Origin of the sequence: Desulforhabdus amnigena, assembly GCF_027925305.1 — a bacterium.
Taxonomy (GTDB): domain Bacteria; phylum Desulfobacterota; class Syntrophobacteria; order Syntrophobacterales; family Syntrophobacteraceae; genus Desulforhabdus; species Desulforhabdus amnigena.
Map to the genome: position 1 here is coordinate 939,841 of NZ_BSDR01000001.1, position 15,450 is coordinate 955,290.

A 15,450-nucleotide genomic window follows, 5' to 3' on the forward strand; every position below is an offset into this window, starting at 1 on the left:
CTGCAAAATCACAAGACACAGTCCGTCTCTTGTGGCGTATATTCAGGAACGATTTGGTGCAATTTTTGCCTTATCAGGCAACCATCATGCCTTGATTTCATTTCACACAATTCTCTCACTTTTTCACAAATCAGCTTCTTGTATTCCACAGGACCTCCGCGACCATTTCCACTTGCCTGGAGCACCATGATCTTGTCGTGGTTGGTATTCACGATTCCCTCCCCGACGGTAATGAGTTCCTCATAGAGTTTTTCTCCTTCTCTCAACCCTGTAAAAATAATAGGAATATCTTTTTCCGGCTCCTTCCCCGAAAGCCTTATCAAATCCTTGGCCATATCGGCAATTTTCACAGGAGTGCCCATTTTCAAAATAAAGATCTCTCCTCCCTTTCCCATAGAACCCGCCTGCAAAATAAGCCGGACTGCTTCGGGAATGGTCATAAAATAGCGGGTCACTTCCGGGTGGGTTATGGTCACTGGTCCTCCTTGTTCTATTTGTCTTCGGAATAGTGGAATCACAGACCCGGAAGAACCCACTACATTGCCGAATCGAACCGCCATAAAACGGGTTTTGGTATCCTTATACGATTGCAACAAGAGTTCAGTGATGCGTTTGCTGGCGCCCATCACGTTCGTTGGCCGTACCGCCTTGTCCGTAGATACCAAAACGAACCGTTCGGCTTCATACTTCACCGCAGCTTCCATGACCACCCAGCTTCCCAGAATATTGTTGGAAATGGCTTCCCACGGATTCTTTTCAAGCATCGGAACATGCTTGTAGGCAGCCGCATGAAAAATTACTTGTGGCCGGTACTTCTGAAACAGATCTTCCATTAGGGCTTCATCCTGGACTTTTCCGAGAACCGCATGATAAGCATGAAAATGCCTCTCGTGATGGAGCTCCATCTGGATATGGAAAAGATTTTCCTCACTGGCGTCCAGCAAAACAAGCTCGCGTGGATTGAATCTTATGGACTGTCGACAAAGTTCGGAACCAATCGATCCGCCGCATCCCGTGATCAAAACCGTACGATCCGCCAGATAGTCACAAATCCCTGTTAGATCTAGGTGAACGGGCTGACGCCCTAAAAGGTCTTCATAGTTGACATCCCGTAGAGCTTTTATTTTCACTTTACCGTCTATAATCTCTGCAATTCCAGGAAGGGTTTTGTAAGGTACATCGCAAGCCTTACAAGCTTCTACGATCCTGCGCATCTCCTGCCCGCTGGCGGAAGGAGTCGCTATGAAGATTTCCTGAATTCCATATTGTTCTACCACCGCAGGAAGATCAGCAACCGATCCGAGCACAGGCACGCTGTGTACGGATCGCCCGATCTTGGTTGGATCATCGTCAAGAAAACCGGCAACAGCATAGCGAAGGTGTGGGTTGTCGAATATTTCTCGAAGTATCTTTTCTCCGGAATTGCCTGCACCTATGATTAGGACGCGCTTCGATCCTTTTCGCCCCTTTATCATGCCAGGAAGATAAAAGCCATAAAAGAGCTTCATGTCGCTACGATAAGCAAAGACGGTGCGAATAGTTATCCGCAATCCCCCTGCAAGAAGAAAAGTGAGGAGCCCATCCAAAAGGATTACCGACCGGGAAGTATGAGGGAAATTGGGAGAGAAGAAAGTAATAGCCATGATCAAAACAGTAGAAACCGCCGTAGCTTTGGGCAGACGCCAAAAATCTCCCAGGCTCGAATAGCGCCACATTCCGCGATAAAGTCCAAAAGTGTAAAAGACCGCCAATTTGAGAAAAGGTGAATAGAGAAAGGCTTCTTTCATTTGAGCCATATTATTGGGACTGAGCTCAAATTCAAAACGAAGATAATAGGCCAGTGTCAGAGCTGCCTGAAATGCAATGGCATCGGCAAAAAGCATTGCATATAGTTTTGGATTTTTCCATTGGGACCAAATCATCGAAGAAGAATCCCCCTAAGATGTCATGAACTCCGGGAATGTTCATGACATGATTAATTCTGTCGAGAGGTGCTAAAATTTTTTCACATACTTCTTCATCTCTTTGATGCGCTCTTCGTTTTCGGGATTTTGGGATGATTTTACGATAAACTCCAAAAAAAAGGCCAGAAGTGTGAAGAAAAACAGAGCGAGACCAGTCGCCAGGATAACCATAAGGCCTTTTCTGGGTTTAGCAGGCTTTTCTGGGGGAGTGGCTTTATAGATAACCTGTATGATTGCGGCTTCATTGGCTTCTTGCACCTTAGCCGCCTCAAACTGTTTGGCGTACATTTCATAAAGAGCTTCATTGTATTTGAGGTCACGCATTTTCCTAATGTATTCTTTGCCCAAACCAGGAATCTGCTCAGTTGGAATCAAGATGTTTTGCGATCCTGTCCCTTGTTTTTCCTCGAGTTTTTTTAACTGGTCCTTCAAAGCGCTCAATTCCTGTTCCGCTTTCCTCAAATCTGGATTGTTGACAGTGGCATATCCCCTCATAACGTTTATTTGCACTTCCCTTGCCGCAATTTGGGTCATTAGGCCAGCAATACTCTGCATAACAGCCGTAGCTTGAGTGTCGATATTGATAGCTCCAGTACTCTGTTGAAAGTTCATAAGCGATTCTTCCGCCTGACTAAGCGATTCATGAGCCTTGCGAAGTTGTTCCTCGAAGAAAAGACGATTCTTGCTGGCCTCCGTAACTGCAAGAGTATCCAGAAGTTTTTTCAGTTCTTCAACAAACTGGTTGGCCATATCCGAAGCGAACTTCGCATCACGATCTTCAACGGAGACGGAAAGGATGCCGCTTTTACTGTCGATTTCCGCAATTAGGATATCATCTATGAGGATTTTGGAAGCATCTTCCTTGGTTTTCGCATCATAACGCTTCATTAGATCGAATCGATCAATGATAGGGTAGAGTATGGCTTGGCTCTGCAACAGACCGACATAGAGATCTCCAGAAGTCGTGGGCGCCGCTGCTCCCAGAACTAGGCCGGCCGTACCTCCCAGTGCACCTAAGAGTTGTGCCGCCGTTGAAGAACTGTTTTGCTGAGGAGGCATGATTTTGGTTGTGGCTAAAAATTTGGGCGTCATCATATAGGCAAACACGATCGTCATGATAATCGTGACGGCAGTCCCAACAATGATAAGTCGCTTTCGTTTTAACAGAACGATAAAAAAATCCAAGTAATGAGTTTTTTCCTCGGGTTCGACGGATTCGAGTTGTGCAATATCCATTTGCAGAGAGTCCATGAAGTAATCCTGATTTTACATCTAAATAAGGAAAAATGCTCTTTTCTGCTCGCGCAAGAAAGCGCAGTGCTTTACCTCTTTTCGCGATGAGTACAACAGGTTAAGAATCATCGACCGGAAACAATGAAGCATCCTGCTCTCGCTGGACGACATATCTCCAAAGTGTGAAACATGCAGATGGAACAAAAAAAACTATCGCATACCCACTCCATACAAATCCTTGAATCTGAAATAAAGCGAGAACAGAACCGACGGCAGCTAATGTCATATAAAGCAAAGATACGCCACGGTGATTGTGACTGGCAATGACCATGCGCTGGTAAAGATGAGAGCGGTGAGCATTGAAAATATTTTCTCTTTTGCATAGACGCCGGATAACGGTGAAAAAGGTGTCAAAAACAAAGGGCCATACAATGAGAAGGGCCGTCACGGCAAGGTCGTATCTCAGGTAAACTTTCTGGACAAAAGAACCGAACATGACGGGCAGAACCGCAAAAGTAAATCCCAGGAAAGAACTGCCCACATCTCCCATGAATATTTCAGCGGGCGGCCAATTGTGACAAAGAAACCCCAGACTGCTTGCAGCCAACAGGAGCCCGAATATCGTAAAAAAGGGTTGAGCATTCAATGTCCCTATGGCAGCCCAGGCCAGACCTGCAACGACAGCCTGCCCTCCCGCTATGCCATCAATTCCATCCATAAAGTTATAAGCGTTCGTCAAGCCTACAATCCATAAATACGTCAGCAGGATTCCGAACCGACCTATGGAGATGGTTCCCATGATAGGAATATGGATCACATCAAAATATCCAAAATACCCCATTGCCAGGAGAGCTGCCAGGGAGTGAACAACAAAACGCACTCGATTCGAAAGTGAATGCAGATCATCGAACCAGCTAACGGCAGCAACTAAAAGAGCAGCAATAGAATAGAGCAAAAGCTGAACCCTTCCATCAAAGGAGCTCAAAGCCATGAAAGAGTAAATCCACAGTCCGGTCAGCGTGACTACCACGATGGCCAGTCCGCCTCCACGCGGCGTCGGAACACTATGAGAGCTTCTCTCATTGGGAACGTCCGTCAAAAACTTGCTGAACTTCCTCTTGATAAAAGAGACAGCCAGACAACTAAATACAAAGCTTACCAGAAAAAAGGAGAAAAACATCATTTCTGCCCAACTGTCAACGAGAGTCCTTCATCTACGGTAAAAGGAGAAAACCAGTTCAAAGAGGTTCGAATGCAACGGCTATCAACGGCCAGAGATCCCAGAAGACGCTCGATAACGCCCCCATTGAGTACGAAAGGCTTTAAAGCGATTCTTTCCATGAAATCCCCCAACCACCCCCCCATTTTTAGTAAATTGGAAGGAACAGGCAGCAATCTGGCCGGGCAATTCATGTGTTCAGCAATCCTTCGTATGAGATCGGGGGTAGACAGATCTTCACCGTCGCTTACAAGGAAAACTCTGTTTACCGCATTGAGTCTCTCAAGGCCAGCAACAATCGCATCGACCAGGTTTCCCACAAACAGAAAGCTGCGCCGATTCCTGACCCCTCCAAAGGGCAAAGGGAACCCGGATTTCACCAACCGGATCAATCGTTCCATGTTCCCAGGGTTACCCGGTCCATACACTAGAGTGGGCCGAAGAATCGTCCACGCCATGGTACTTCCTTGGGCAAGTTCGACCAAAAGCCTTTCCGCTTTCAGCTTGCTGCAGCCATACGGAGTATTAGGGCGGCAGGGTGAATCTTCGTCGAGAACCTCATCGCTGAGGCTCGTCATGGCACCGATCGAACTGATAAAGACAAATCGTTTGACACCGCTCCTGATGGACTGCTCTGCAAGATTTCCCGTTCCCTCCACGTTCACTCGAAAAAATTCCCTTTCTGGATCGGGCGATTTATCGTGAAGAATATGAGCCCTGGCAGCCAGATGCACAACAGCTGCAACTCCCTCCAGAGATCTTTGCCACTCGGTCTTTCCATCCACCTCACCCACCACAACGGGAGTCATATTTGCCCGTAAGGCGGATTCGGAAAATCTGAGCTGCAGCACATCAAAGGTTTGCTGGTTTCTTACGGCGGCCTTGACATGCCATCCCCTTTCAAGAAGGAGTGGAATCAAATGTCGTGCGACAAAGCCGGATGCGCCGGTAACCAAAATAGTTTTCATAGTTGTCCGTCGGAATAAACTGCACACTTGATTGACGCCCGATTTACTCTTGTGCAAACCGGTGATCGAGTGGGCAGCGGATAGGTGCGTTTTTGTGTTCGGTTCAGTTTCTTACTCAATCGACCTTCAGACACGGGAACCCTTACGATTCAAGCTTTCTTTGCAACAACATTTCATAGATTCTTTCAATATTATGGACCATATGGTCTGCATCGAAGAGCCGCCGCGTCAGCGCTCTACCGTTTGCCCCAACTCGCCCCCCCTCCTCCGGGTGATCCAGAACATAGCTCAACTGAGCGGCAAGTTCTTCAACATTGCCGGGCGAAAAAAGAAAGCCTGTTTCATTGTGGAGAACAATTTCCGGGATGCCATGAATATTTGGGACAACAACAGGAATCCCCAACAACATTGCCTCGGTCATACTGCGCCCTAACCCTTCCCATAAGGACGACAAAGAGAAGATATCTGAAACTTTAAGGATTTCAGGAATATCCGATCTAGATCCCAAAAACATAACCTTGTCGGCTATCTCGAGTCGCCGAGCCTGAGCCTTCAAGGACTCTTCCAGTTCTCCTTCGCCGGCAAAAATCAACAAAGTGTTGCGATGGATCTCGATCACTTTCGAAAACGCCTGAATGAGGTAATAAGGGGCCTTCTGCGGATCCAACCGTCCTACCATCACGATGGTCCGCCACCCTTCGGGGATCCCGAGCTGTCTTCGAGTTTCAGCGAGATCGCACGGACGGTCAAGCTTAGCAAAATCAATGCCGCTGTACACCGTTTGGCACGCATCTTCATGGACAAGACCGAGTCCGATGGCTTCCATCCGGTTCCGCTCGCTGACCGTGATATAGAAATCTCCCATTTCTCTGCAAGCGCGCTCTATGTTAATAAAAAGATTGCGCTTCCAGGGAGACATGAAATCATGAAAAGAAAAAGAGTGAATCGTATGCACCGTGACGGGCACATGCGCCATCCGCGCGGCAAATCGGCCGAGGATTCCGGCCTTTGAACTGTGAGTATGCACTATATCGTAACGCTCTTTACGAATCAGACTCAAAATATCACGAAAAGCCTTCAAATCGCAAACAGGATGGATCGGATTCACAAGATTTGGAACCGAATGGAAACAATCGGCATACTCTCGGCCCAGCTTGCTCCATACACCCTCTGGGTTTGATGCCAGGTGGACTGTATATCGACTTCGATCATGCTTTTTAACAGTCTGGAGGGTGTTATCCTGTGCACCTCCAACGATCATACGAGTAATTAAATGTAAAACCTTTACTTTCCGGACAGACAAGGGAATGGAGCCTCCTGGTAATATTCGCTACAGAGACGTAAAGGGCACAGAACAACAGGCCTCGATATCGAAGCCTGTCTTAAAAACATAACCTCAAAGCCACTCTCTGCGCACTCGGTGCTTCCATGGTGAACAATTGCGCATCCTGAATATCATGGATAGAAAACGTTAATTGAAGTATCCCAAAGACTCCAAACGCTTTTTTATTTCGTCCGACATGTGAGCTTCTTCCCTCAAGGCACCTTCTCCCTCCCGAACCTCTTTCCATTTCCGGGCTTTTTCCTTCAACTCTCGATACACATCCGGCTCGGATTCCAACAAGTTATGAATCTCATGAGGATCTTGCGAAACAGCATAGAGCTCATCCCGCCCATCAGAGGCCATGATCAGTTTCCAGTCCTTGGTGCGAATGGAAAAAAGGCTTCTGTCATATTTCTTGAAATCTCCGTTGGGATAGCGCCTGAAGATCGCCTCCATCGTCGGCTGAGGCCCCAGATATTCAGAAACGGCAAAACGATCGCTTTCCTCATGGAGGAGACTCACCCCCTGAGTTTCCTGTTTCCACTCATCGGTTTTCAGAATCTCCTGAATAGTGGGGAAGAGATCCAGCGTCTGCACGATACGATCTGACCGTTTCGCACGTTCAAAGGCTTCCGGGTATCGAATGATCAGGGGTACTTTCAGGAGCGTATCGTAGAGACAATACTGATGGTCCATAAGATTGTGTTCAACAAGATTTTCCCCATGATCACTGGTGAGAATCAACATCGTATTGTCAAGAAGGCCATTTTGTTTGAGGAACTCATAGACTTCACCAATTCGGTGATCCAGATACGCAAGCTCTCCATCATACAAGGCTGTAAGCACCTCCCGATCCCGGCTTCCCATGGGAACAAGCCCCCCCATATACGCCCATGCATCCTGGTTGACAGTTCCGGCTTCCTGTAAAGAAGCGTCTGCGGGCAAAAACTTGCCAAAATAGGGTTCGGGGGCTTTATAAATCAAGTGAGATTCGAGGTAGTTCACAAAAAGGAAAAAAGGTTGTGATCCCTTGAGCCCCCCTCCCATGTAGCTTTTCAAAAGACGATTGATTCTTCTCGCTCCATAGTCATACCTTCGCCAGAAGAACTTACCGTAAATACCGTTTATGATATTCGTAATCGGGTCGCCGCGAAGAAAAAGTTTAGCGGCATTCATGTATTTGTCCGCCCCCTTCGCTGACGGTGCGGCTAAATCGGTGTCGCACTGAACCAATTGCCAGAGGTTGATAAACTCATCAAACCCCTTGTCGAAACCAAAACTTTTGCTTATCCAGCTGTTATTGGAGATAGCGATGGTTTTATATCCATTTTCCTTGAGATATTGAGGCAAAGTATAGATGCCGGTATCAAGAAATTTATGTCTCTCATGGCATCCATGGTCTGACGGGCACAGTCCCGTAAAGATGGATGCATGAGACGGCAAAGTCCATGGGGAAGAAGAAATAGCATTTTCAAACAGGATTCCCTCGTTCGCTATGCGATCAATGTTGGGAGTCGTTCGCTTCCCGTACCCATAGCAGGAAAAATTGTGAGCACGTGCCGTATCCAAAACAATGAAAACAATATTGGGGCCCTTAAGCATTCAATTGCCTCCGTATAGGTATATTCACGTAAGAATGCCTCGTGATGTAAATCATAGCAGGAAAAAGGAGAAAAATATCTATAGCGGTAAACAACATAAAATGTGAGATGTTTCCACCTATAAGGTTTGGAAGATAAACAAAGAAAAGGGAATATAAGATGACTGCACAAGGATTTGTGCGATCGCGATCCATATAATCTTGAAATATCCTAATAAAAACTCCAAGGATAAACATTCCATAACCAATTCCAACGATATGGAAATTTAAAAAAAGCTCTCCAATGAGCGTTATAGGGATACCTGACCCTTGAGCAAGCACACTTGGGAAAAAGGTTTGCATAAAAAGTGTACCTCCCCCTATCAACTTTAGGCCAAAAGCTTTTGGCCAATCAGCAGGGAGAAATTTAAAAGGAATACTTAAGAATGTTTTGCCGTATTGAAAATCGAGTTGATCTTTCATTCCTTTAATTACGAGGATGAAATTGTCGACACGATCTAAGTTCCTTTTAAGCATGAAATCAAGCAAAAAGTTTTTTGAAGCTTCAATATTTTGTGCGGAGGTAATTTGTTGAAATAAAAAATGATAGGCAAGATCAAACAAAATACTAACTACTCCCAAAAAGCATATTATGTAAAAAATAATTTGTTTGATTTCTATTCTTTTCTTTAAATAATTATAAATAATTAAACACATAAGAACCGGATATACGAGGCGCCCTCTTCCACCAAGCTTAAGCATAAGAATGGTATATACTGGAAGATATATCCAGAAAGATCTTTTTAAAAGTTTATTATTTAAGACTATACTACCAGTAAATAATAGAATAAGACATATACGCAGAGAAAGAATTCCTAGAAAAGCATATTTGTTTTCATCTTCAACCAATTGCGAGCGTGGTCCAGTCGGCTCTGCAGAGTGCATAAGAATGATATAAGAAATTAGGCCAGAAAACAGGCAAAGCCAAAGTACAATAATCAGTCGCCTACGATCCCATTTTTTGGGGAGAATCGGTAAGCTGTTTGCAATCCAAGCTCCCAAAGAAGATCGATATCCAATAAAAGCGAAGATCACGGCAACAATGACAAACGAGAGTGCTTTGGAGAGCAAATCACCTTTCTGAGAAAGAGTTGCCGAAAAGTCAGCAATATCATAATGAAGATAGAATATTATAAATAATGGTTTGGCTACGTAAAAAGTAAAAATAACTAATAAAAACATGTTAAATATAGATAAATAATTAAAGTTACTATCTATATAGATTAAATTATAGAGAAACAGCACAAATAAAATAATGATCAAAAAAATAACGATAACTATAGGAGTATCAAAACTCCATGAAGAGGAAAAACTTGCTACAAAACCGCTCAAAATGAACGCGGGAACAATAATTATCAAAAATTGTTCTCGTAAAAAAAACAATAATTTTTGTAAGTTTTTCATCATAAGTTAATTTCAATCTAGTAGACCAAAACTACTTCGTATGACTTTGCCTTAATTGAAACGGGAAGACTCGAATTGCTTAACATCCCGTGCTTTCCTGAAACAGTGTCATACTGAAATTTTCTGGCTTGGACTCCAAGAACGCCCAGATCGAACTTCACATTTATAGTTTCGTCATTGTCGCTCATGTTCATTATAAACAGCAGCATACTTCCATCGGGTTTCTTATAGAAGGATACTTTAGCTTTATCCGGTTGCTCAATACTGACGCCCGGTTGAGTTCCCCAATAAGGGTAGAAGACAGAACCGTCCAACCCAAAGTCCTTACGCATTTTCCAGACCTTATAATGCTCCAAAGCATTAGGGTCCTTTTTGTCTGCAAAATCCAACCAATTGAATCGCGGCATCACCCCATGAAGGAGTGCAAGCGCTGCCGTTTCATTAGCTGATACTGGGCTCTTGTCGGCTTTGGTCATATAAATGGTCGGTATGCCATACTGGTATCCCATATAAGAAGCTCTGAACTCATCCAAGGAGACCCCGCCTAAAGGAAGAGAAGCTAGCCATCCAAAATAACCTTTCCTGTACCTCCTGAGCGTTGCCTCTCCAGCCCAGCGGAAATCACAAAAAGATAGTGAAGGCACGAAAGGCGACCCTACGTGGGCAAGAATAATACCGTCTCTCTTTGGACTCATATGAAAAAGATGATATAAGCGACGCAAAAGGTCTCTCGTTTCAGCAATTGGATAGGTAGGATGATTATTTCCATCAGAATCGGTGACTCCATGTCCGTGTCTTTTGTTCTCACAAGGGAAAATCATTCCAGTTCCATCGAGCATGACTCCATCGATGTCATATTCGCGAATCATCTGTTGAATATTATAAACTAGAAAGTCAGAAAAAAATCTATTTGCATCGACCAGCACTGATCGTGCAGGAGGTGCATCTCGCTTTTTTGAATCCCTTTTAGGCTCAATAACCATTTTTTCCCCGTAATTTGGCCATTCGGGAGCAGCCATGGAGAGCATGTTTCCAATATAAACGATGACTTTCAGGTTTCTATTATGTGCTTCTTGGATAAAGCGCTTCAAAGGCTTGGCGTTCCTATTCTCGAACGTTCCAGGATAACCTTGCAGTTCGGTCCACATCTGATGAATCACAATTATCTTCAACCCCTTCTGAACAGCTTTATCCAAATCATCAGGGCTCAGCCATCTCAAAGCCATTGCTGCGGAAGCTGCTTGTGCCGTACTGAATGTACTATACTGTTGAAAAGAGGGGAATGGTTTTACCGGGGTTGCAATCACTCCAAACTTAAAAGTGATCTCTTTTTGGGGACTATAGTTTTTGCCAATAATATGAACAAATAGTGAAACCGTATCACCACTGCGTTTGATTTCGATGACTCGATCCCTATTAGAGATGGACCATCCCTCCATGCTTTCAGAAAACCATTGAATTCCAACACTTTCATTGCCTAACCATATAGCTGGAGAAAAAGGTCCAAACCATCCTTCATCAGGGAGAGCACCACCTTTAAAGTCAGTCTCTTTATTAATGCTGTTAATATCATAAGGAGGTTTTTCGAGATAATGATGTGTAAAAAGAGAAACAAATTCTTTTTTTAGAGGTATTTCAATATGGCAGTCATTTATTGTCAAATTTGCGATTGGAGTAATCGTAAAATCAACTTGCGTGAAACCATCATACTCTATATTAGTTCTAGTTATTGTTTTAAAGCTTTTGCTATTATACTCTGACTTAACAATGACTTTATTGTTTTTTATGGTTTCAAACTGAAACTTTGCTGGTGAAAAATCAACCCATTCATTATTGACCTTTAATTTTATTTTTATTGGATCTTGAAGTATTTTATTCCCATTAATAGAAATATTTGACATTAAAGCTTCATTTGAAATCTCATAATCACGCCCAGTTAGTTTTACAATATTCTTATTGATTTCTATCTTTTGCCATGGATCAAGAACATCGTCTGTCATTGCTATATTATTGTCAATCCATACCGGATTATCTAATCCCAAAACATTATTCGAAGATATAAAAAGTAACGAAATTATTAACCAAACAATATAATTTTTCATATACTTATCTTTTTCATATAATAATATTTAGTATCTTTTTTATGACAAATCTTCTCTTGATCACGGAGATGCCACAAAAAAGGAAAATAGCCAATTTTTAAAATTTCCTTATTCTCTGCAACTCTCTCCAGGAATCCTGACTTTAGCCCGTTTTTCTTGCAAAATAGGTAATAAAGGGATTTAATTTCGGAAACAATTTGAACATGGACGCAGGTATGCGAGATAATCTATACCTTCCTCTAAAGATAAGTTTTTCAACATTGAACCCTACTTTATTGAGAAACTTAACCACCTCATCGCTCGTATATTCTCGAACATGCCCCATGTGACCGAGTTTATCTAACTTTTCATACTCCTCAAAAATATCTCCAGAGCTTGAAAAAGCCTGATTCTTAAATAAAAAATTAATTATTCCTTTTAACGACCTAAGATTGGGGGTTGATAAGAGAAGTATGCCTGATGGTTTTAAAACCCTTAGAACTTCAGACATTGTGAAGATTGGATTTATGCGCAAGTGCTCGAAAAGTTCATTGAAAACAGATAAATCATATGAGTTGTCTTCGATAGGTAAACGCTGTCTTTCAATATCACATTTAATTATATTAATATTTAAAGATTTAATAGTAGAATTAAATCGTTCTGGAGCAATATCAATACCTGTAACTTGATAACCTGTTTTTACTAACGCATTCGTTAGTAATAATGGAACTGATCCAAATTCTAAAATGTTTTTATCAATATCAATATTATTTTTTATGATGTCGAGATCAAATGCAATTCTAGTTTTCTGATTTTGGACGTATGAATTAAGCCAGCTATAAAGAATAGCCTTTTCTGGTTTAATGTCAATGATACTATTCTCAATAAGTTGAATAGATGCTATTTTCGGCTTAAATGCTTCACATTCAATTATCAAGTCATTCCCCCCCAATATAATCTTTATCCATTCATCACAGAGATCGCAAAAAATAAAGAAAATTCAAAAATCGGCTGCTTTCCCCTTTCTGCGCATCTGTATAATTTATGGATATGCAAAGGCGTGAATGGCTATTGTTTTATTTCTCCATATAAATATTCAAAATCGCATGCCATGGATATCGTGACCTCCTCGGCCTGTCGCTTGAAGACTGCACAGTCTGTGGTCCCCTGGGCATTATGTCCTCTGTCGAAGAAAAATCTTATCTTTCAAAAAGCAAATGATACCCTTCACATTGCCAATAGCCAATCCATATCTTCGTTTACCCATCATGCCAAGCACATATCCCACCATTGCCCAGATGAAGCACGTAAGATTCTTGGCATTTACTTCACCATGTTCGTCGAATATCCGGCATCGATTGTAGGTTTGTTTAAAACCGGTATCCATCAACCCTTCACGTCCTGCAGGTGAATGGAAATGATAAAGCTTGGCCGCAGGCGTGATAAGCAATTTATATTTCCTAGAAACCCTCCACCCAAATTCGACATCTTCGAGTGCAGTTCGTCCCCCTTGGGATTCGCGAAAAGCAAATTCCTGTAAAACCCGTTTTCGAAAACAAGAAGTACCGCAACTCACCCAATCAACAAAAGTTTCTCGGTTCAGACCATCGAAGCCCGTTTGAAACGCCCAGGGTAAAATGCGCCCATGCTGTCCATTATCCTGAAGAAAAAATCTTCTGAGTGCCTTTTCGAAAAGAGTCTTATGATGGCGATTTATTACAACACCACAGACTATACCTATTTCGCCATTTTCATCTCTGTTAAATACAGCCATAACCGCATCAAGGAAATTTTCTGTAAGGACTGTATCATCATCTAAAATCAGAATGAAGTCACAAGACGCTAATGTTTTTGTAAGATTTTTGGATGCCGCAGTACTTGGCCGATCTTTTTTAAAATATTTGAAATTTGTATGAGCTTCAACGAGTTCTCTGAAAGGTCTCTCGTTCAAATGGCCGTCATCAATCACGATGATTTCTTCAGGCAAAGATGCCTGGCTTAAAATTGATTCGATGCATCTCCTCAAATCGTCAGGCCTGTCTTTTGTCGGAATGCAGACAGAAACGGGAACGCGGGGACGATTAACTCTGGACATCATAGGTATCCCAAGCTCTTAAGTTGGTCCTCAATTTCACTTTTTTCAGACTCCGCCTTTTCTGGTTGAGGAGTGAAATTAGCTGCAGAAAATAGATCAGAACATTCTTTTTTGGGCATTGGATCAAAAGCGATATCCTGCAAATCCATTATGGTATTAGGCACAGAAAATATATTTGCAGGCATTTCAAAATCATCAAGGCTTTTATCCATTATTATAATTCCATCTTTATGGTGCATTCCTACCTGTTGTTTCAAAACGATTGGGGGTTCAATAAAAGACTTCCCACTGGGAATAGTACCTATGGCCTTGATTCCATTAGAAAATACTATCTTATAAACAGCATTTCCTCGGCCTTCTACCTTACTGATCTCATTCACAATTCGTTGCCCCTCTGGATCTAGGATCAATTCAATTTCCCCAAGAACTTTTTTCACAACTTCTTCTGAATTATTAATAAAATGGGCAAAAGCAATATTGGTAGCATTTGTTTCCACAAATACGGTAGATTTTTCATAGTTTATTACTGAATTCAAAAACTGATTGGTAGCATTTTCAGATTTTCTACTATATTTAATTGAAGATCTATATTTATATAAAAGTGGAAGATCAAAAACTTTCTTAATACATGATATTAATAGTCTCTTAATATCCTTATTTAACACCAAATAGCCCTTTTTAAAAAGCCAATTATTGATTTTAATATTATATATACACCTCTGAAATCCATGATCTGAGAGTATTATTATTGAAAATCCTTTTTCTCTTCCTTTTTTAATGAGAACAGATAAATCTTTATCTAAATTTGCATAAAATTTAGCGACCTTGTCGAAATCCTCCACAGTATGTTGAGGGTCTGAAGGGTCGATACAGTGCCAGAGATAATGCTGGACGACATCAGTCTCCTGAATATGAACCATAAAGACATCCCATGGTTCCTTCTCCAAGAGATATCGGGCGAGCCGAGTCTTTTGCGACATCGTCTTCATCCATCGGGATACCATATCCTCGATCTTCATTCCCATTTCACTGGCGCCTATACCACTCTGCATGACCTCGAAATCTGGTATCTTTTCAAATAGTTCACTCTTAAATTCTTCCGGGAAGGTGAATTCCGTCTTTGAGGATGGAACAGGAAATCCTGATACAAGAATGCCATTGATTGGAAAGGGGGGATAGGTTAAAGGAAGATTCAAAATACAAACTCTTTTTTTGTGTTCAGACAATATATCCCAAATACGCTTTACAGAAAGATTCGTTGAAAAAAGAATATTGCTTTGAAATCTTCCATCTTTCATTTGAAGTTCTTTGAACCCCAAAACATGATGGTCCTCGGGCGATAATCCTGTTTGAAAACTTGTCCAAGCGGAAGGAGTTATGGGAGGTTCGGTGGAGGTCAACACTTGAGCACGGCCATTTTCTATCTCAGCTTGAAGTGTTGGCATGTGACCATGTGCAATCATGGTATTTAAAATAGTCCATGAGGCACCGTCCAGCCCGATCACCATAGTTTTCTTAGCCAT

General features: G+C 42.3%; 11 protein-coding genes. All 11 read right to left on the reverse strand.

All coding sequences use genetic code 11. The features are described 5' to 3' along the window. Window positions 1–8: 8 nt before the first annotated feature. The 11 genes from QMG16_RS04150 to QMG16_RS04200 all read right to left on the reverse strand — a co-directional run bounded on the left by QMG16_RS04150 (window position 9) and on the right by QMG16_RS04200 (window position 15,450). Window positions 9–1,922 (reverse strand): polysaccharide biosynthesis protein, encoded by a 1,914-nt coding sequence (locus QMG16_RS04150; protein ID WP_281792409.1) that lies wholly within the window; start codon window positions 1,920–1,922, stop codon window positions 9–11. Window positions 1,923–1,994: 72 nt separating this feature from the next. Continuing rightward, window positions 1,995–3,215, reverse strand: a complete 1,221-nt coding sequence (locus tag QMG16_RS04155) for a GumC family protein (RefSeq protein WP_281792410.1) — start codon at window positions 3,213–3,215, stop codon at window positions 1,995–1,997. Window positions 3,216–3,315: 100 nt separating this feature from the next. After that, a complete protein-coding gene (locus QMG16_RS04160; RefSeq protein ID WP_281792411.1) occupies window positions 3,316–4,296 on the reverse strand; it encodes a glycosyltransferase family 4 protein in 981 nt (326 codons plus the stop codon). 80 nt (window positions 4,297–4,376) lie between these two features. After that, complete coding sequence (locus tag QMG16_RS04165; RefSeq protein WP_281792412.1) at window positions 4,377–5,384, reverse strand: NAD-dependent epimerase/dehydratase family protein; 1,008 nt, start codon at window positions 5,382–5,384, stop codon at window positions 4,377–4,379. A gap of 142 nt (window positions 5,385–5,526) precedes the next feature. Further along, window positions 5,527–6,645, reverse strand: a complete 1,119-nt coding sequence (locus tag QMG16_RS04170; RefSeq protein ID WP_281797028.1) for a glycosyltransferase family 4 protein — start codon at window positions 6,643–6,645, stop codon at window positions 5,527–5,529. Window positions 6,646–6,855: 210 nt separating this feature from the next. Next, window positions 6,856–8,310 carry a sulfatase family protein gene (locus QMG16_RS04175; protein ID WP_281792413.1) on the reverse strand — a complete coding sequence of 485 codons (1,455 nt, stop codon included), beginning with the start codon at window positions 8,308–8,310 and terminating at the stop codon, window positions 6,856–6,858. After that, window positions 8,303–9,754, reverse strand: a complete 1,452-nt coding sequence (locus tag QMG16_RS04180) for an O-antigen polymerase (protein WP_281792414.1) — start codon at window positions 9,752–9,754, stop codon at window positions 8,303–8,305. Before QMG16_RS04180 ends, QMG16_RS04175 begins: the two co-directional genes overlap by 8 nt. Before the next feature lie 14 nt (window positions 9,755–9,768). Further along, entirely contained in the window at window positions 9,769–11,853 is a 2,085-nt protein-coding gene (locus QMG16_RS04185) for a glycoside hydrolase domain-containing protein (protein ID WP_281792415.1), read from the reverse strand. A 142-nt stretch (window positions 11,854–11,995) separates the two neighbouring features. Then, window positions 11,996–12,769, reverse strand: a complete 774-nt coding sequence (locus QMG16_RS04190) for a class I SAM-dependent methyltransferase (RefSeq protein ID WP_281792416.1) — start codon at window positions 12,767–12,769, stop codon at window positions 11,996–11,998. A gap of 237 nt (window positions 12,770–13,006) precedes the next feature. Continuing rightward, the gene (locus tag QMG16_RS04195) at window positions 13,007–13,930 is read right to left on the reverse strand and encodes a glycosyltransferase family 2 protein (RefSeq protein ID WP_281792417.1); all 924 of its coding nucleotides are present in this window, start codon (window positions 13,928–13,930) and stop codon (window positions 13,007–13,009) included. Beyond that, complete coding sequence (locus QMG16_RS04200) at window positions 13,927–15,450, reverse strand: alkaline phosphatase family protein (protein WP_281792418.1); 1,524 nt, start codon at window positions 15,448–15,450, stop codon at window positions 13,927–13,929. The genes QMG16_RS04195 and QMG16_RS04200 overlap by 4 nt, the downstream gene beginning before the upstream one ends.